Here is a 19,146-nt window from a genome sequence, read left to right as displayed (position 1 = left end):
CGATAACTGCGTTAGAATTTTTGATTGTAGAATAACTACTTACCAAAAAATTCCGCCTTGTTCTCAAGTCTTTTTCCTGCGCTATTTCTGATCATTTACTGTGATTGGTATAAAAATTAAATAGTAGATTATGATTTTTCGTTATCTTGGGTAACGGTTCTGCGTTCGATTATATCGCTATAGTAGCAAGTGAATGCAATGCTTTTCGGTAAGCTTCTTTGTTTGAATCTAAGCTTAAATCTAATACACCAAACTCACTCCTGACGATTAAACCTTCAATGAAAGTGATGACCGATTCACTGCGCAGATCAGATGTTGCAGTACCTACCTCTCCACCACCGCTAACGACCTTTAGAATAATGCTCTTGAGCCATGATTTGTGCTGTTGTGCAAGCATCGCAATGTCATCTTCCGATTCTTTAAATTCGGCAAGCGCGTGCATGAACATACAACCTTTGAAGTCTGGCTGTTCAAACCAAGCAAAGTGCCAATCTAGCAATACATCCAGTTGATTATGCAGTCCTGAGGTAGATGAAAGTGCCGCCTCTAAACTCGACTCGAATCGCTGGTGACGCCTAGCCAACACGGCTTCAATCAGTTTAGCTTTTGAACCAAAGTGACGGTACATAGACGTCTTAGAAACTGCTGCAGCATCTCGAATCATATCCACCCCCACGGCAGTATAACCAAGACGATTAAACAAAGATTCAGTCACATCCAAGATTAGTTCTTTCTTACTCATCCTATCCACTCGTTCAATTAAGGTCGCAAAATTTCACGTTGTAAAGAGTGTACAGATCTGTATCATTAAAATCAAAAAGTACAGATCTGTACACTTTATTTTCTAGTCATAGGTGGGAGTTCGTGATGATAAAAAAACTGATCGGTGGAGGAGAGCTACCTCCAAAGGCAACGCTGAGCCAACTACTTAAGGGTTTTGTCGGTGGTACGGTAGGCATATTGATCTTATGTTTGCTTGCTGGGCAGTCGCAAGTGCCTTGGTTAATGGCACCGTTTGGCGCGACTTGTGTGCTGTTGTTTGCGGTGCCAACCTCGCCGCTTGCTCAGCCACGCAACATCATTGCGGGTCATTTCATTTCCGCGGCAGTCGGGCTCGCAGCGCTGTATGGTTTCGGTGATTCTTATTTAGTGATGCCGCTAGCAGTAGGTAGCGCGATATTTTTGATGCAGTACTTTCGAGCGGTTCATCCACCCGCTGGCGCGAACCCGATTGTTATCGCGTTAGCAGGTACATCACTCGTCGATTGGACCTTCTTGTTTACGCCTGTTTTAGTTGGCAGTGTCGCGCTCGTTTTGGTTGGCGCCATGCTCAATAACACCTCGACACAACAAGGATGGCCGCTGTATTGGATAGGAAAATAGAGCTAATCACTTATTTCTAACTCACGCGGTAATCGCTAAGTTGGCCTTAATCATGGATGTGATATAGCATGTTTGCTCTTTAAGTTGTGCGACTTTTAAAATTCGCATTGACCGCCAAAAGAAATAGGCTTACTATCAATCGTCTTTTAACGATTAGTAGTAAGTGAGCCACTTAAGTATGACTGCAACATGCCAAGCAACAGAAAGCTGTTCTCTACCTCTTCCGCCGAGTAATGCTGAAGCAGAAAAAGAGATGGCTGCGTTAGCAAAAGCACTCGCGCATCCAGCTCGAATTCGCATACTTAGCATCTTGTCTGCACTAGAAAAGTCAGGTGGCTGCTTAAACAGTGATCTGGTGAGTGAATTAGGTTTAGCTCAATCAACAGTGTCAGAACACTTAAGAATATTAAAAAACTCAGGCTTCATTACCGCTGAGTCTATTCCGCCAAAGATGTGTTACCGCATCGACCGCGACAATATTCAACGCTTCGAATCGGTATTTAACAGCATTTTAAAATAGAAGTTCACGCTTGAATGATTGGCTTTGATAGCCTTTACTTTTAAGCGTGTTTTTTTGCCACAATTAATCGTTTTTCGACGATTTACGATATCAACAAAGAGAGATTACCATGAAACCAAAGTTAGGTTTTCTAGATCGCTACTTAACACTATGGATCTTCATCGCCATGGGCCTTGGTGTACTGCTGGGTACCCTATTCCCACAGATCGAACAGTGGAACGATTCAATGTCTGTTGGCACCACCAACATTCCACTTGCGATAGGCCTTATCTCAATGATGTACCCACCTCTGGCTAAGGTTAACTACAACCTGCTAGGCACCGTGGTAAAAGATAAGAAAGCCATCAAGCTCTCTTTGATCATGAACTGGTTTGTTGGCCCAATCCTCATGTTCGTATTGGCACTGACTCTCTTGGGCGATCACCCTGGTTACATGGTCGGCGTGATTCTAATTGGTCTTGCACGTTGTGTGGCAATGGTTCTAGTTTGGAACGACATCGGTGGCGGTAACAAAGAATATGGTGCCGCCTTGGTTGCTCTAAACAGTGCGTTCCAAGTGGTTAGCTACAGCTTTATGGCGTGGTTGTTCATCAGCGTTCTTCCTCCTGTATTCGGTTACGAAGGTATGCTGGTTGATATCTCAATGATCGATATTGCACACAGCGTACTTATCTACCTAGGTATCCCATTCCTAGCAGGCTTCCTAAGCCGTAAGATCCTTGTGTCGATGAAAGGTGAGCAGTGGTACACCGAGGTGTTCATTCCGCGTATTTCCCCAATGACACTTATTGCACTGCTAGCAACTATCGTTCTGATGTTCAGCCTAAAAGGCGAGATGATTGTTGAGTTGCCAATGGACGTATTGTTGATTGCTGTTCCACTGACAATCTACTTCACTGCTATGTTCTTCATCAGTTTCTTCATTGGTAAGAAGATGGGCATTGAATACGACAAGAACGCATCAATTGCCTTCACTGCGACTGGTAACAACTTTGAGTTAGCGATTGCCGTAGCAATCTCTGTATTCGGTATCAACTCAGACCAAGCGTTTGCAGGCGTTATTGGACCACTGATTGAAGTACCTGTGCTGATTTACCTAGTGAACGTTGCACTTAAGATGAAAGACAAGTACTACAACGGTCTCACAGTGAAATCTGCGAACTAGAAAAATCGCGTATCGCTTAAAACAGAAAGGCTCACAAAGTAATTTGTGAACCTTTTCTCTATCCAGATTAATCCAATTTAAGTCTCATCCAGCTTATGTTTCGTCTAATAGGCCTTTCAATGCTTGTTCAAGCCAAAGCAAAGCAGGTCCTTTCGAGCGTGTTTTCGATAAAACCAAATCAACCGGAGGCGACCACGTTTTGTGGTCAAATGCGACGTTCACCTCAACTAAGCGCTGTTTACTCAACTCTTCTTCCACAAGGTGTTTGGGTAAGTACGCCCAGCCGACATCACTACCAAGGATCATTTCCTTGATGACGATAAAGCTGTTCGACCACCATACCTTGCCCGCTATAAGTGGAAACTGATCCATCATCTTACCTTTATCCCCCCTCAGCATGAGCTGACGATGAGGCAGTAAATCCGACAACTTCGCTACACCCGTTTTGGCTAGCTTGTGGCTTGGGTGACAAACAGCAACAAACGGTAAGTGCCCAATAAAGCAAGGTTCAGAACCGACATCAAAAGCCAAGTTGGTGAACATCAAACCAAGGTCTGCCTTCTCTTCAACGACGAAAGGATTCACTTCTGTTGTGGTACAAGCGATCAACTCAACCTCAGTAGCAGGGAAATGTTGGCTGAATTCACTTAGGATTCTGGATAGGTTGGGGACCAACAAGGAATCGTCTAATGCGATTTTAATAAGCCCTTCTTCGCCAGTTCCTATCGCACTAACGGAAGCATTGAGATCTTCAACCTGAAGGACGATTGCTTTCACTTGTTTAAACAGTTGCTCCCCTTCTTTCGTTAGCGAAGGTTTGCGAGTCGAACGATCAAATAACTCTACATTGAAATCTATTTCAAGATTGCTGATGCCTTGGCTGACCGCCGATTGCACCTTACCCAAATGACGAGCACTTGCTGAGAAAGAACCCAGCTCTACTGCGTAAACGAACATTTTAAGCTGTTCAATGTTATACATGCCACCAACCTATCATCACCATTGGTGATAGTTACTATCTTTCTATAATCATAATTAAAGATAACATACCTTTCAAACAGCAAATATAGATTCAACAGAAAGAGAAAGTACATGTCACACAAAGAACGAATTCTACATATGGTGCTATTTGAAGTGTTCGCACTGATCATGATGGCAGGGCTAGCAACCTACATTACTGGTCATGGAGCTGGGGAAATGGCGGGGTTAGCACTTGCGATGTCGCTAATAGCAATGGCTTGGAACTACGTCTACAACTACGGCTACGACAAAATCTTCGGGGCAGACAGAACAAAACGAACCAAGAAAACACGAGTTTTACACGGATTGGGATTTGAACTTGGTTTAATGACTGTAACGCTGCCAGTTTTGATATGGGTGTTAAAGCTCGATTTTCTGACCGTATTGATTATGGACATTGGCCTAGTCATTTTCTTTGTACTCTACGCTATCGGATTTAACTGGGCGTACGATTCAGTAAGAGACTACCTTGTTACACAAGGAAAAGTTAGCGCTCTCAACTAAGTCACCAATTCGCTCAAATATCATCACTGAGCGATAAACAAAACGAATTGCCAGATTCAGTATGGATCTGGCATTTTTTGTCATAGCTTAAGTACATCATTGTTTGTTAAAGCTTTTCCAACATTTGAGAACTAGGATAGGTCCACAAGATCCAAGTTTAATAAACCACCACTCGCGAATCAGCATCACAAATCCAGCCATCAACTCCTCGTACCAGTTGTGCATCTGCTTACATACAGGTACTTTTAGCGACCTCACAGGACATACATTCGCGCAATAGCGTCCATACAAGCTTCTTTTTCGAGCAAAAGTGTTCGGTTTAACATTTCAAGTCAGTTTAATTAACAATTTTATGCTCAAACGCTCACTTTTAATGCTCGTTTATTTTCGAGTTCGCAAATTTATGCACAATACGTGTGCTAGATAAGCAAAAATAACAAGGACTCGAACATGACAACAAACAAACAACCTTCTTTATTTGGGCAATGCCTCGCCGAATTTATCGGTACTGGTCTGCTCATCTTCTTTGGCGTTGGCTGTGTGGCTGCACTGGTATTAACAGGTGCAACATTCGGACAATGGGAAGTTAGTATCATCTGGGGCTTCGGCGTATCAATCGCAATTTACTGTACAGCTGGCGTTTCTGGCGCACACATAAACCCTGCAGTAACTATTGCGTTAGCCATGTTCCATGGATTTGATAAGGCGAAAGTTGTGCCTTACATCATCTCTCAATTACTTGGTGCCTTCTGCTCTGCAGCTTTGGTTTACAGCCTATACAGCAACTTGTTCACCGATTACGAAATTGCTCATAACTTTGTTCGTAGCAGCCAAGACGCACTATCAACTGCTGGTATCTTCTCGACTTACCCACATGCTTCACTCTCTTTCTTCGGCGCTTTTGCTGTGGAATTCGTGATTACTGCTGTATTGATGTTTGCCATTCTGGCACTGGGCGACGAGAACAATGGCGCATCACGTGGCGCAATGAACCCTCTACTGATCGGTATCCTTATTGCGGTAATTGGTGGCTCTCTAGGTCCACTAACTGGCTTTGCTATGAACCCAGCACGTGACTTCGGACCAAAACTTTTCGCTTACTTTGCAGGTTGGGATTTTGCATTAACCGGTGCTCGTGATATTCCTTACTTCATCGTTCCAATTCTTGCTCCTATTGCTGGTGCGTGTTTTGGTGGTTGGTTGTACCCACGTGTTATCGGTGCTCACCTACCAGTGGAAGGCAATGGCTGCACAATTCCAAACCAATGTGAAACAGAAGAAGAAGCTGAACAAGCTCAAGCTTAACCCCAAGCGACCTTACATTTACTAAAATATAAATAACGGAACAAAAAGGATTCTTACCATGACCGAGCAAAAATACATTGTTGCCCTAGACCAAGGCACTACAAGCTCTCGCGCTGTAATCCTCGATCACGATGCAAACATCGTAAGCTCTTCTCAACGAGAATTTACTCAAATTTATCCAAAGGCTGGCTGGGTTGAGCATGATCCAATGGAAATCTGGGCGACTCAAAGCTCTACATTGGTTGAAGCTCTAGCAAAAGCAGGTATTCGCAGCGACGAGCTAGCGGGTATCGGTATCACTAACCAACGTGAAACCACTATCGTTTGGAACAAAGAGACTGGCAAACCGGTATACAACGCTATCGTATGGCAATGTCGTCGTACTGCAGAAATCTGTGAAGAACTTAAAGAGCGCGGCCTAGAAGACTACGTACGTGACAATACAGGTTTAGTCCTTGACCCGTATTTCTCAGGTACAAAAGTAAAATGGATTCTAGACAACGTTGAAGGTGCTCGCGAAGACGCTGAAGCAGGTAAGTTACTGTTCGGTACGGTTGATACTTGGTTGGTTTGGAAGATGACTCAAGGCCGTGTACACGTTACGGATTACACTAACGCATCACGTACTATGTTGTTTAACATCAACGACCTATGCTGGGACAGCAAGCTACTAGACGAGATGGGTATTCCAGCATCTATGATGCCTGAAGTGAAACGCTCTTCTGAAGTTTACGGCCAAACGAACCTTGGTGGTAAAGGTGGTACTCGTATTCCAATCGCGGGTATTGCGGGTGACCAACAAGCAGCGCTTTACGGTCAAATGTGTGTTGAAGCTGGCCAAGCGAAAAACACATACGGCACGGGCTGTTTCCTACTGATGAACACAGGCCAAGAGAAAGTAACATCGAAGAACGGTCTATTAACGACATTAGCATGTGGTCCTAAAGGCGAACCAGCTTACGCACTTGAAGGTGCGGTATTCATGGGTGGCGCATCTATCCAATGGCTACGTGATGAAATGAAACTACTGGCTGGCGCAGAAGATTCTGAATACTTCGCAACTAAAGTCGATACGTCAAACGGTGTTTACGTTGTTCCTGCATTTACTGGTCTAGGCGCACCATACTGGGATGCTTACGCTCGCGGTACGATTGTTGGCCTAACTCGTGGTGTTAACTCTAACCACATCATCCGTGCAACACTGGAAGGTATTGCTTACCAAACTCGTGACGTACTGGATGCGATGCAAGCGGACTCTGGCATCAAGCTAGCAAACCTACGTGTTGATGGCGGTGCAGTAGCGAACAACTTCCTAATGCAGTTCCAATCAGACGTGCTAGATACAGAAGTTCACCGTCCTGAAGTAACTGAAGTAACGGCTCTGGGTGCAGCATACCTTGCTGGTCTGGCGGTTGGTTTTTGGGACAGCATCGATGAGCTTCAAGACAAAGCAGTACTAGACCGTACTTTCTTGCCACACCACGATGAAGAGAAACGTAACTGCCGTTACAAAGGTTGGAAACGTGCTATCAAGTGTGCACAAGTTTGGTCTGAACTGCACGATGACGACGAAGAGTAAAATCGAGCGTTCGAATAATCACTCTCTTTTCGATTGAATTGTTCTTTCCTCAGTAAACGAAACTAAAAAGAGCACTATATTGTGCTCTTTTTTGCGTTTGGGGCCTTTTTTTCATGTTTTGATCAACGTTTTTGCGGTTTAGACATAATTCCTTACCATCATTACTTCTCTCTGAGTATCAATTCGAGCACAATAGCGCGAGGTAATATTTAGAATTAGGTGCGCTAAAGTATTGCAGCGCGCAGGGAGTGGTAAGTTAAGTGAAGCAAATACCAAGACACCAGCAGATTGTAGACCTGGTAAAAACACAAGGATATGTGAGCACCGAAGAGCTCGTAGAGAAGTTCGATGTTAGCCCACAAACCATCAGACGAGATCTCAATGAGCTGGCTGATAGCAATAAAATCCGTCGCTATCATGGTGGTGCTACTATTCCTCTTAGCTCAGAAAACACCTCTTACAACACGCGTAAAGCGCTTAACTTCAATGAAAAAGATGTGATTGCCGACGAGCTGGTAAAACACATTCCAGATGGTGCAACCTTGTTCGTTGATATCGGCACCACACCAGAATCCGTGGCACGCGCGCTGAACAAAAACCACAAACAACTCAGAGTCGTGACTAACAACATCAACGTTGCCAGTATCCTTCTACCAAACCCAGAGATAAAAGTTATCTTGGCAGGTGGTGAAGTAAGAAACCGTGATGGTGGCATCGTGGGTGAAGCAACACTCGATTTCGTAAAGCAGTTCCGCCTCGACTTCGGCATTCTAGGGATCAGCGGTATCGACTTCGACGGCTCACTGCTTGATTTTGACTACCATGAAGTTCGAGTGAAGCAAGCCATCATTGAAAACAGCCGCAGCATCTTCCTGGCAGTCGACCACAGTAAGTTTGGTCGTAACGCAATGGTGAAGCTGGGTAACATCTCTCAAGCACACATGGTATTCACCAATAAACAACCACCAGAAGAGATCCTGAACATCCTCAAGGATTCATCGGTCCCACTAGAAGTGATCGAGACTGCTTCTCAACCACTAGCCTCGGGCGAATAAAAAAACGCTCAGAAATCATGTTCATTAGAAGAGTCCACTATTGATAGATCACCCTGTCGATAATGGGCTCTTTTGTTACTTAGAAAGTCGTACTTGAACATGAACAGTATCACTTCTATGCTCGAATCAGAGTTATTTGGAACCTTCGCTGTCATAAGCGAAGGTTTTTTTATGTGCAAATCACATAAAACGCGCATAAACGAAAATAACAAATGACCGAAAACGAAAGTTAATATAGGATTAAACTATGTTCTAAAATGCTCGTTCGCTCAGAAAGAGGTCAAAACCATGAGTGCTCAACAAACTAATTCAAACAATAGTACATCTTCAACTCTAGACTTAATCGTTATTGGCGGCGGCATCAATGGTGCGGGTATCGCGGCAGATGCTGCTGGTCGTGGTCTAAACGTTGGTTTATACGAAGCAAATGATTTCGCCTCTGCGACGTCTTCTGCAAGTTCAAAGCTAATCCACGGTGGCTTACGTTACCTTGAACATTACGAGTTTCGTTTAGTTTCAGAAGCACTCGCAGAACGTGAAGTGTTGCTGAGAAAAGCACCTCATGTTGCACAACCAATGCGTTTCCGTTTACCGCACCGTCCATTTTTACGTCCAGCTTGGATGATTCGCTGTGGCTTGTTCCTTTACGACAACTTGGGCAAACGTACGACTCTTCCTGGAAGTAAAACGGTGAACTTGGCTCAATCAGGTTTGCTGAAACCAGAAATGAAAACAGGTTTCGAATACTCAGACTGCTGGGTAGATGATGCGCGTATGGTATTACTGAACGTGTTGGCAGCGAAAGAAAACAACGCAGAAGTACGCAACTACTGCCGAGTCGAAAAAGCACACCGTGAAGGCGACATTTGGCATGTAACTATTCTTGATGTGATGACAAACCAACGTTTTGAGCGCAAAGCGAAAGCGTTGGTCAACGCAGCTGGCCCTTGGGTGAAACAGTTCTTTGATGATGGTTTGGAGCAAACATCACCGCGTAATATTCGCCTAATCAAAGGCTCACACATTGTGGTCCCGCGTGTTCATGACGAACCACAATCATACATTCTACAAAATAAAGATAACCGCATCGTGTTCATGATCCCTTACTTAGATAAGTTCTCACTCATCGGTACAACCGATCTTGAATACAAAGGCGATCCCCGCGAAGTAGCTATCGACGATGTAGAAGTTGATTACTTAATTGATATTGTAAACCAGCATTTTGTTAAGCAACTAGAGCGTGACGATGTAGTGTGGAATTTCAGTGGCGTGAGACCGCTTTGCGATGATGAATCTGACTCACCACAAGCAATAACCCGTGACTACACATTAGAATTAGATGCTGAGTTTGACCAAGCGCCACTGCTTTCTATTTTCGGTGGCAAACTAACCACTTATCGTAAGCTTGGTGAAGCAGCTGTAAACAAGCTAGAACCTTACCTGAAACATATGGGGGCACCTTGGACAGCTAACGACACGCTACCGGGTGGTAACTTCAGCTGCAGCCGCGAACAGCTTGCCACAATGATGCACACGAAATACCCTTGGGCATCAGAAGCACTGCTGCTTCGTTACGTGACCCAATTTGGTACTTACACATGGCATCTACTTGAAGGCGCTACGTGTGAATCGGATCTTGGTATTCAGTTCTCAAGCGAAGCACACGGTGTTTACCAAGCTGAGATTGATTACTTGATCAACCAAGAGATGGCAATGACAGAAGAAGACATCTTATGGCGCAGAACCAAGCTTGGCTTGTACATGAGCGAATCTGAGCAACAAGCATTGTCTGACTACTTAAAAGAGAAGTTACAACGTAAAGTGGTAAGCTTTTCTCAGGTAGGCTAATACCTGCCAACAAGCACAGTCCAAAAACCTGATTAATAACCAAGCTTAGCGTCACCCGCGCTAAGCTTTTTTATTACTAGGTAATCAAACCACACCCAATTACTTAAGCAAGCGCCATCTCTTACAAACAAAAAAACTCCCGAAAGAGTTTTTATTGTCGATATCTAAAAGCTGTCGTCCATTAACTGTTCAAGCGAGCATATAACGCATCTTTCAGCACAGAACGGTCGTGCTTAAGTTGGTGCATTGAGCCATCATCAATGGGTGAATCTTTCAGCTCAAGTTTACGAATCTCTTTATCAAGGTTGTCGTATGTCTTCATGTCTGTTGCAAAGCCATCATCAGTTTTAGCAAGCTCAGCAATTTTGTCTTTCATTTCAGGAAATTCGTGAACAAGAGAGTGATTTTCACCTAGCATAGAAACCTCTTCAGTTGATTAAAGTGATTGGTATTACATGTTAATTATTAAGCTTAGCAAGGGACTCAAATAACAAATGAGATCCAGTACACAGCATAGAATATAGACAATTTAGACTCACAAATTTACAACATCCCCCTACAAAATCGAGGGTGTTAAATTGAATTGTCTCAGTAACGATATACTTTTCCCTCATATTTCATATTGGTCTCTCGAGTCTACAAGCACAGAGCGTGCTCGAATACACCAAAGCGTATCAGCGTCAGCATTCGTTGATAATCCACAATATAGTCGAATCAGTTGTTAGATTTTAAATAAAATACCCTCACCAGAAGGAAAAGGTATTAATGTGCTATTGATAAAAGCGAAGCTTTATCTCAATGTGAAATAATTAGTAGCCTACTGTTTAGATTCATATAAGTCCGTTGGAATTTCCGTCTCACAGCGCTCAAGGTCATAATCTTGGGTCGTGCCACTGTTACCTTGGAATCTCATTCTCACGATCATGCCTCTATCAACAAACCAACGAAAGTTTTGGCAACAGAAGCAACAGCTGGTTTGCTCTAACTATCTTCAATGAAGGCAGCAGATTAGGGTCACAGTCTTTAGCAAGAGATGAGAACGAGAGGCTAGATAATATCGTGAAAGATAAAAGGGTTATTTTCTTCATAGCACGACCATGTTGTTGAATTAATTAACGGACTTAATGTCATTCACCCTAGTTGCTCTACTCTAATTTTCCACTTATGAACACTATAACCGAAGCTTATATTGCTGTTCCTTGAGTACTTACAAAGAGCTAACTTCAAAGGCTAGTTCAAATATAAAAGAGTTATGGAGTTAGAGGTTTACCCGACTAAAAAATGTCGTTATGGTGATTTGTAATACATCATAAAAACAAGGACAGTCAGAGCGCTATGAATAGTACGATTGAGACCATCTTGGGGCATCGCTCCATTCGTCAATATACCGACCAACCAATAGAAAAAGAGCACCTAGATTTAATTGTCCAGGCAGGTCTCGCCGCATCATCATCAAGCTTATTACAGGCTGTTTCCATCGTTAGAGTAACAGACAAAGAGAAGCGTAAGCTGCTAGCGGAATACTCAGGCAACCAGCCTTATGTGGAAAGTGCTGCTGAGTTTTTGGTGTTCTGTATCGACTATCAACGCCACGCTCAGATTAACCCTGAGGTAAAAACCGACTTTACCGAGCTAACTCTGATTGGCGCCGTCGATTCTGGCATTATGGCGCAGAACTGCATGTTAGCTGCGGAGTCGTTGGGATTAGGTGGCGTGTACATTGGTGGCTTGCGCAATAGCGCCCAACAGGTTGATGAGCTATTAGAACTTCCACAGCACACAGCCGTGCTCTTTGGTATGTGTTTAGGTCACCCTGCACAGCAACCAGAGATTAAACCCCGCCTTCCAGCTCATGTGGTGATGCACGAAAACCAATACCAACCATTGAACCTAGATGAGATCGCTAGCTATGATGATTCAATGCAGAGCTACTACGCCAACCGCTCAAGTAACCAAAAGCAAAGCAGTTGGTCACAGCAGATCACACAGAAACTCTCTGGAGAATCTCGCCCACATATTTTGCCGTACTTGAACAGTAAGCAACTGACTAAGAGATAGCGTTCAAGACCGCGCTCAGATACACAAGCTATCTTTCCATCATCACAAACAAAAAATGTCAGCGTATATGCGCTGACATTTTTCTTTTCTAGGGTTCTGATTTTATTAGAGGTATTTCTCTATCGGAAGAAGCTGTAGGAAGCCTGATTGCATGCGTTCCCACTTGCCGGTTTCTGGTTCGCTATCCCAACTTTGCTCACCTGAGTACCAATACACATCACCGTCTTCTAGCTCCAAACGCCAACTGTTGTCTTCGCTCATCGCCTGCTCGATAGTTTCAGCTAGGGTTTCAGCAATTGCTGTGTTTTCAATGATTAACACCGACTCCGTATTTAGGTAAGTCGAGCGCAGGTTGAAGTTAAATGAGCCAATACTCGCAATACTGCGGTCAAATACCACTGATTTCGCATGCAGACCATAAGCTGTCTCTGGCGCACACTTAGACACGTCTTGGGTGGATGCTTCACACAACTTGGAATCTGGTTTTAGCTCAAACAGGTCGATTCCATGCTCTAACATATCGTAGCGTCTGCCCGCGTAAGCAGAGTGGTTAGTAACCAAGTCGTTTGACGCCATTGAGTTGGTCAATGCTTTTATCTCAACGCCTTCGTTGTTCAACGTTTGCCACTCATCTAATTGGCCATCATCGAATACCAAGTAAGCCGACTCAAGCAAGATCTCTTGTTTCGACTCGCTTGCTAGTTGTCCCAACAGAACTGCCGTTGCTTTGGGTTCATCAGTATTGTCTGAATCGACAGGCACAGGGCGATCGTAAGCGAAACGAGCATTCACCCAAGTCATCTCATCAAGAGCCTTTTTCAGTAGGCTATCTGCTGCTTCGCGATTTAATGGTAACTCTGGGTAGTTCTTGTATTGTGGAACGGTTATGTCGTCAATCTTTGAAAGATCTGGTTGCTCTTCGTCACCCAACATAGCGACAGGATAAGACCAACGGCTATCCCAATATTCAATAAAACTGGTTTGGATAGTGGTAACGACGGTCCCCATCACCAATACATCACGATCGCGGAAGTTAATCTCGTCAGAAAGATCGAAGTATTCATCACCAATATTACGTCCACCCACCACAGACAAAGTACCATCTACAGTGAAGGATTTATTGTGCATACGGCGGTTTAAACGAGAAAAATCGCCAAGGAAGCTCAGCCACTTACTGAAACCACGGCGCGCTGGTGTTGGGTTAAAAATTCGGATCTCAACATTCGGGTGAGCGTCGAGTGCCGACAATAACCCTTCACGCTCATTGAGGTTGATGTCATCCAGCATCACTCGAACCTTAACACCGCGATCAGCAGCGGCTAGCAAGCGACTAGCGAGATACTTGCCCGATTCGTCCGAGTTCCAGATGTAGTATTGAATATCGATGGTGTGCTCTGCACTTTCAACCAGTGCCAAGCGCTGAGCTAAAGCGTCCCAACCGGATTCTTGTAAACGAACGGCCGTCGACGCCTGCTCTGATGCGGGTTGATATTCATCCGCCAAAACCGATAAAGCGCTTGGTCCATAAGAGGTGTACGGTTCTGCCGGGTGATCGATGCCTTCTGGTAATGAAGAACAGCCGCCGAGTACAGCGACGAGTAATAAGGTTAAGCTGATGCGTTGGAGCGCAGGCATGTGTTTGACTTCCTTTTCACGGTGAGGTCTTTGAATTGGCCTCGACAACTTTTCAACGACCAAGTTGTTCGAGGTTATTCATTGATTATTACTGCTAAATCCAGAAATTTATAGGTAATTATCCAGTATAAATAAAACTTAGCGACTTCATCATGAGGAACACTGTACCGAATTCACCTATTCAGGCATCAATACTGACTACAAGGTCATGACGTTTTCAGTTGTTCGATACCCAAGCAATAAAGGCCTAAAGGCTTTCTCACCATCTCAACCGTAATCTCAGTTCTATCCGGGTTACAGTTCAATGCAAGCGCATAGCCATGCAAGTAGTCAACTAGCAAATGAAGAGCATCTTCGGATTGCTCTGATGTAAGATTCAACGGATTCACTACCGCTTCAAAGCGCTCACTAAAGACTTCAACGGGCCCAAGCGATTTCATCGTCAGCAAAGTTTCTAGTAGCCCGCGATAGTCATTCAACACTGAAAGATAGCTCACGCTAAGCTGATACAAGTTCTCTTGCCACACTTGGTTTTGCTCAGGCTGTGCCACTGCACCTACCAATGAGACAGTGATCGACTCCAATAGATCATTTTTGTTTTTGAAGTAATGGTATATCGCCATCGCATCGACACCGAGCTCTGTGGCTAATCCTCTGATACTCGGAACTTTACCGCCTTCACGCATCATGCTCTTTGCCGTATCTAAGATCTTTTCTGCACTCAGTTGACTTGATCCACTCTTTGGTCGACCTCGCTTTTGATCCTTGACAGTCATAACACCACCTCTTAAACTAAATTTCTACACTGTAGAATATTTTAATTTAATACAGCGTAAATGCCAAGTTCCTGTTCAATTTCGGAGTTAACAATGTCAAATATTGTCTTTATCGGTACGAGTCTTGATGGTTACATTGCAGACAAAAACGGTGGTCTAGATTGGTTACAAGCCATCCCAAATCCAGAGGGTGATGACATGGGGTACAACGCCCATATCGATCGTATCGATGCTTTGGTAATGGGCCGAAACACCATGGATATGGTGCTGAGCTTCGGTATTGATTGGCCTTACACAAAACCGGTTTATGTTTTGAGTAACACGTTGACTGAAGTGCCTAAAGAGCTTGAAGGTAAAGTGTTCTTGATAAAGGGCGAACTCACTCAGATCATCGAAGATCTAAACAGCAAAGGCCTTAACAATCTGTATATTGATGGCGGTGTGACCATTCAAAACTTCCTGAAAGAAGACCTGGTTGATGAACTGATTATCTCGACGATCCCTGTCGTTCTTGGTGGTGGTGCTCCGCTATTTGGTGACTTAGTCTCTCCTCTCGACTTTACGCTAAAAAGTGTCACGACTTACCTCGATGAGATCGTAACTACTCACTATTTACGTAAGCGTTAAGCCACTTAATGATCGATGTTGATGAGCCAAAATCGAGTTGGCTCATCATGCCTCCTTTACTTAAGAAACCTAAAGTCTGCAACCCAGCTCTCTCCTCGAAGCCGTTCCTAATTCTGCTCACAAGCTAATCATTGACAAGCTAAGCCAACATTGACACTCTATAATGCTGCGTTGATTTTGCCGCACTAGCTGCATTGCAGTTCTAACTTTTTAAGATAGGTAAAATATGAACTACCCAAGCACTCTTCCAGCACCTCACAAAGCACTTCTCATCAAAGTGGTTGATGTCTTGTCTCAAGATCCTCGTATATGTGGCATCGCCGCAAGTGGCTCCTTTGGCGCTAACTCGATGGACAAATACAGCGACTTAGATTTTGTTATCGCGGTTAACCCAGCCGACTATGAAAGCGTAATGCAAGAACGGTTCAACATTCTTGATAGCATTGGCGGTAAAGTCGCTGCCTTCACGGGTGAACACGTTGGTGAGCCACGTTTAATTGTGTCGGTATTTGGCCCAGAGCCTGTTCACGTTGATTTCAAATTTGTCTCGCTACCAGACGCAGCAGTTCGAGTTGATAACAACCAAGTGTTATGGGAACGAAATAGCTTATTAACCGATGTGTTCAGCAGCGCGGAACCACGCTACCCACAACCAGACCCGCAATGGATTGAAGATCGTTTTTGGATTTGGACGCACTATGCCGCAACCAAGATAGCTCGTGGCGAATACTTCGAAACAGTTGAGTCTCTCTCTTTCATTCGTCAAAACGTTCTATCTCCGCTGGCGCTAAAGCAAGCTGGGCTCACGCCGTCTGGTGTGAGGAAAATTGAAGAACGACTGCCTAAGTTTGCGCAAGCACTCGTAAAAACCGTCGCGATGCCAGAACGTGACGCATTGATCCCGGCACTCAAACAAGCAGTCACACTGTACCTTGAGTTTAGAGGTAACGAGCAAGTCAACATTGATGATCATGCTCAGTCATTTTGTCTTCAATACGTTGAGGAAGAGTTAAGCTAATTCCGTATTAAGTAAGCCACAGGTTTTAACAGCCAATTCATAAATGCGCCGAGGGCTAATTGCTCTCGGCGTATTCGTTCTCAGTACAATCATGATAAGTACGGCAATCTTGACACGGCACTTGCAAGAACGGGTTGATCGCTCCTACACAATCCTACCCAAAAGTAGTACCATTTATCGTATCCCATTCTTAATGGTATTTATGTCTTATGAAGCTTTTAGTCGATCGCACTGGTGAACAGTTTTTTAGAAATTCTGGAAGAATCAGGAGACAAACTGACGGTTCAATTCATTAGCAATGAAGGTAATCGAAAAGGTAAGCCGTTCCAAGATAGTTTGAGTGGCTTGTTCCTCACAGGCTGGAAGCCTCACACGACCTCAACCGCTATTGGCCTAGAGCGCTTTAAACAAGGCAAATTACAAGATCCAAAAGTAAGCTTTGCGCTTCATCAGCTCTACCCACTTGGCCGAGATGTAAAACTACCTTCTTGTGATATCGCCACAATCGTAAGCTACGCCAATACCCACAGCGACGGCTACTATATGTTTGTTCGTCTCAATGATGAATTGAAGCGCCTTAAGATGACGCCAGAATGGGAGCTATTACCTTCAGTTGTGAGATTAGCCCTGCCTTATTACCCAGCCCCAAGAAGCCAGCAAGAACTCGACAATATTGATGACTTCGATGCCTGGGCGGGCGGGTTTTAAAGTTCAATTACCTTTGTTAATCAACACCTAATAGCTCCTTTATTATCAATTAATTTTTGATAATAATTCTAACGGAGCGCGGTTTATCATCATGAGCCTTCTTACTATTCTTTGTTCATCGGCACTGATGATTGCTCATCCAATAAAGAGCAACTCAGTGAACAGCACCGCTTTGGTGAATCAAATAATATAGGTAACAAACATGACTCAACTGACTATCATCGTAAACATCGTCGCTAACGAAGACAAAGTTGAAGTGGTTAAAGCAGAACTGCTAAAGCTAATTGATACCACTCGTGCAGAAGAAGGTTGCATCAACTACGACCTACACCAAGACAACGAAAAACCTGCGCATTTCACTTTCTACGAAAACTGGACATCACGCGAACTGTGGCAAGCGCACATGGGGAATACTCATCTCGCTGAGTACATGGCTGCAACCGAAGGTTGTGTGGCGTCATTCACTCTCAATGAAATGACGAAAATCGGTTAGTCGCTGACTGAACACATTAACAAACAACAAAAAGCCCGTTCAGAACACCTGAACGGGCTTTTTCATTGAACTTGGTATTCTCTAAGCTACAGATTCGCCCAGTGTTGGTTCAAGCACTGTCTTTTGTTGCTTCTGCCATTTATCCACGACCAGTGCAGCAATCATGTCACCTTCTACATTAACTGCCGTACGAAATGTATCTAACGGACGTTCAATAATCAGCAGAATCGCGATCGCTTCCAGTGGTATACCTGCGGCCAATAACACCAGCTGCATGCCAGACATAGATCCAGATGGCATACCCGGAGCCCCGACAGAAGAGACCATCGCCATAATGAAGATCATCACCAAGCCAGAAGTCGTGAGGTCCACACCAAACAATTGAGCCAAGAAGATTGCCGCAACACCTTCAAAAAGTGCCGTCCCATCCATGTTCATCACTGCGCCAAGTGGTAACACCATGCTACTTGTACTTTGCGATACGCCGAGCTTTTCTTCTGCGCTCTGCATCGCAAGTGGCAAAGTAGCAGAGCTTGATGACGTTGCGAACGCCATCGCCATCGGTGCCGAGATACCTTTGAATAGTGTGCTAAGACGAATCCCAGTCATCACCTTCGCAATGGCCGGCAGTACAATCGCTCCGTGGATCAGAGTCAGCACAAACACGAGCAAAGCAAACAGTGCCAATTGCTCAAACAGTGACTCGCCACCACGAACGGTAAAATCAAGGACAATGGCGAAAACCGCAAACGGAGCTAGACGAATAATCCAACCAACAATGGTATTGATGCTCTTATTTAAGCCATTCAGTACCTCAAAAATCGGGTGTTTTTCTGGCAATGAAGAAAGCAAAGCAATACCGAGCATGAATGAGAACACGACAATCGCGAGCAAGTTACCGTTAGTTAACGCCGCTACTGGGTTAACTAAAGCCATACTAAAAAGCTTGCTAGCAATCGCAACTCCACCTGCCGCATCTTCGCTTATGAGCTGAACATCGTCTCCAATCATAGCAACGCTGGTTAAAGGCTCCCAAGCAGGCAAAAGCAATGAAGCTCCCAAGCCCAAAGAGATGGCTATCAGCGTCGTGAAGCTATAGAAAAGTACTGTGTTACGGCCAATTTGCTTCAATCGAGTTATCGAACCAATGCTGGTTATACCTTGCAATAACGAGAATAAAACTACTAAGCCAACGACCATTTTTAGCAAGCCGATATAGGTAGTTTTGCCGAGCATTAAGAACTGATACCACCCCGTTTGGGTAATACCTGTGGTTGAAGCAATAAATTGTGCAAAAAGCCATGCAAGCAAAGCAGCTAACATTAACTGTAGAGGTAGAGAGTGGCGAAGTTTAGTTAACATAAGGACGGTTCCAGTAACCCTGTAGGACAGTTCAGATACCTTTATAAAGGGAAGACACCTTAAATAAAAAATATGCCTTGGTAAAGTGTG

The 19,146-nt window shown here is 44.2% G+C and carries 18 protein-coding genes and 2 pseudogenes; 13 read left to right on the top strand and 7 right to left on the bottom strand.

Annotated elements, in window-relative coordinates; all coding sequences use genetic code 11:
- Window positions 1-169: 169 nt before the first annotated feature.
- A complete protein-coding gene (locus tag OCV52_RS22060; protein WP_137406176.1) occupies window positions 170-742 on the bottom strand; it encodes a TetR/AcrR family transcriptional regulator in 573 nt (190 codons plus the stop codon).
- Window positions 743-867: 125 nt separating this feature from the next.
- Between OCV52_RS22060 and OCV52_RS22055 the strand changes: the two genes are divergently transcribed.
- The 3 genes from OCV52_RS22055 (at window position 868) to arsB (ending at window position 3,068) form a co-directional block, all read left to right on the top strand.
- The gene (locus OCV52_RS22055; protein WP_137406175.1) at window positions 868-1,383 is read left to right on the top strand and encodes an HPP family protein; all 516 of its coding nucleotides are present in this window, start codon (window positions 868-870) and stop codon (window positions 1,381-1,383) included.
- A 178-nt stretch (window positions 1,384-1,561) separates the two neighbouring features.
- Window positions 1,562-1,903, top strand: a complete 342-nt coding sequence (locus OCV52_RS22050; RefSeq protein WP_004740382.1) for an ArsR/SmtB family transcription factor — start codon at window positions 1,562-1,564, stop codon at window positions 1,901-1,903.
- Between the two features lie 109 nt (window positions 1,904-2,012).
- The gene (gene arsB, locus OCV52_RS22045; RefSeq protein ID WP_137406174.1) at window positions 2,013-3,068 is read left to right on the top strand and encodes an ACR3 family arsenite efflux transporter; all 1,056 of its coding nucleotides are present in this window, start codon (window positions 2,013-2,015) and stop codon (window positions 3,066-3,068) included.
- A gap of 93 nt (window positions 3,069-3,161) precedes the next feature.
- Here the strand turns inward: arsB and OCV52_RS22040 are convergent, their stop codons facing one another.
- On the bottom strand, window positions 3,162-4,049 hold the full coding sequence (locus OCV52_RS22040) for a LysR family transcriptional regulator (protein ID WP_137406173.1): 888 nt from the start codon (window positions 4,047-4,049) through the stop codon (window positions 3,162-3,164).
- A gap of 111 nt (window positions 4,050-4,160) precedes the next feature.
- Here OCV52_RS22040 and OCV52_RS22035 point away from each other — a divergent pair, with 111 nt between their 5' ends.
- The 5 genes from OCV52_RS22035 (at window position 4,161) to glpD (ending at window position 10,379) form a co-directional block, all read left to right on the top strand.
- Window positions 4,161-4,592, top strand: a complete 432-nt coding sequence (locus tag OCV52_RS22035; RefSeq protein WP_137406172.1) for a PACE efflux transporter — start codon at window positions 4,161-4,163, stop codon at window positions 4,590-4,592.
- Between the two features lie 450 nt (window positions 4,593-5,042).
- Entirely contained in the window at window positions 5,043-5,897 is an 855-nt protein-coding gene (locus OCV52_RS22030) for an MIP/aquaporin family protein (RefSeq protein WP_137406171.1), read from the top strand.
- A 58-nt stretch (window positions 5,898-5,955) separates the two neighbouring features.
- Window positions 5,956-7,476, top strand: a complete 1,521-nt coding sequence (glpK, locus tag OCV52_RS22025) for a glycerol kinase GlpK (RefSeq protein WP_137406170.1) — start codon at window positions 5,956-5,958, stop codon at window positions 7,474-7,476.
- Between the two features lie 260 nt (window positions 7,477-7,736).
- Window positions 7,737-8,531, top strand: a complete 795-nt coding sequence (locus OCV52_RS22020) for a DeoR/GlpR family transcriptional regulator (protein WP_137406169.1) — start codon at window positions 7,737-7,739, stop codon at window positions 8,529-8,531.
- A gap of 288 nt (window positions 8,532-8,819) precedes the next feature.
- Complete coding sequence (gene glpD, locus OCV52_RS22015) at window positions 8,820-10,379, top strand: glycerol-3-phosphate dehydrogenase (protein ID WP_137406168.1); 1,560 nt, start codon at window positions 8,820-8,822, stop codon at window positions 10,377-10,379.
- Between the two features lie 181 nt (window positions 10,380-10,560).
- On the opposite strand, the gene OCV52_RS22010 is transcribed toward glpD, so the two are convergent.
- Both OCV52_RS22010 and OCV52_RS22005 read right to left on the bottom strand, forming a co-directional pair.
- On the bottom strand, window positions 10,561-10,797 hold the full coding sequence (locus OCV52_RS22010) for a YdcH family protein (RefSeq protein WP_004740376.1): 237 nt from the start codon (window positions 10,795-10,797) through the stop codon (window positions 10,561-10,563).
- Window positions 10,798-11,368: 571 nt separating this feature from the next.
- Window positions 11,369-11,467, bottom strand: a pseudogene (locus OCV52_RS22005) (haloacid dehalogenase-like hydrolase); the annotation flags it as partial.
- A 247-nt stretch (window positions 11,468-11,714) separates the two neighbouring features.
- On the opposite strand from OCV52_RS22005, the gene nfsA reads away from it, so the two are divergent.
- Window positions 11,715-12,437, top strand: coding sequence for an oxygen-insensitive NADPH nitroreductase (gene nfsA, locus OCV52_RS22000; RefSeq protein ID WP_137406167.1), 723 nt, complete (start codon window positions 11,715-11,717; stop codon window positions 12,435-12,437).
- A 105-nt stretch (window positions 12,438-12,542) separates the two neighbouring features.
- On the opposite strand, the gene OCV52_RS21995 is transcribed toward nfsA, so the two are convergent.
- Entirely contained in the window at window positions 12,543-14,072 is a 1,530-nt protein-coding gene (locus OCV52_RS21995; RefSeq protein ID WP_137406166.1) for a phospholipase D family protein, read from the bottom strand.
- Window positions 14,073-14,278: 206 nt separating this feature from the next.
- The gene (locus OCV52_RS21990) at window positions 14,279-14,848 is read right to left on the bottom strand and encodes a TetR/AcrR family transcriptional regulator (RefSeq protein ID WP_105023901.1); all 570 of its coding nucleotides are present in this window, start codon (window positions 14,846-14,848) and stop codon (window positions 14,279-14,281) included.
- Window positions 14,849-14,908: 60 nt separating this feature from the next.
- Between OCV52_RS21990 and OCV52_RS21985 the strand changes: the two genes are divergently transcribed.
- From OCV52_RS21985 to OCV52_RS21970, 4 genes and pseudogenes are all read left to right on the top strand, one after another.
- Window positions 14,909-15,475, top strand: coding sequence for a dihydrofolate reductase family protein (locus OCV52_RS21985; protein ID WP_102425860.1), 567 nt, complete (start codon window positions 14,909-14,911; stop codon window positions 15,473-15,475).
- Window positions 15,476-15,701: 226 nt separating this feature from the next.
- Window positions 15,702-16,493 carry an oxalate:formate antiporter gene (locus OCV52_RS21980; RefSeq protein WP_137406165.1) on the top strand — a complete coding sequence of 264 codons (792 nt, stop codon included), beginning with the start codon at window positions 15,702-15,704 and terminating at the stop codon, window positions 16,491-16,493.
- Window positions 16,494-16,702: 209 nt separating this feature from the next.
- A pseudogene (locus OCV52_RS21975) lies at window positions 16,703-17,201 on the top strand (hypothetical protein).
- A 202-nt stretch (window positions 17,202-17,403) separates the two neighbouring features.
- Window positions 17,404-17,694 (top strand): putative quinol monooxygenase, encoded by a 291-nt coding sequence (locus OCV52_RS21970; protein WP_137406164.1) that lies wholly within the window; start codon window positions 17,404-17,406, stop codon window positions 17,692-17,694.
- A gap of 81 nt (window positions 17,695-17,775) precedes the next feature.
- On the opposite strand, the gene OCV52_RS21965 is transcribed toward OCV52_RS21970, so the two are convergent.
- Window positions 17,776-19,056 (bottom strand): dicarboxylate/amino acid:cation symporter, encoded by a 1,281-nt coding sequence (locus tag OCV52_RS21965; RefSeq protein WP_261900887.1) that lies wholly within the window; start codon window positions 19,054-19,056, stop codon window positions 17,776-17,778.
- Window positions 19,057-19,146: the final 90 nt, after the last annotated feature.

It is taken from the genome of Vibrio chagasii, from assembly GCF_024347355.1.
GTDB lineage: Bacteria > Pseudomonadota > Gammaproteobacteria > Enterobacterales > Vibrionaceae > Vibrio > Vibrio chagasii.
This window is presented reverse-complemented; position numbering and strand designations above follow the sequence as displayed.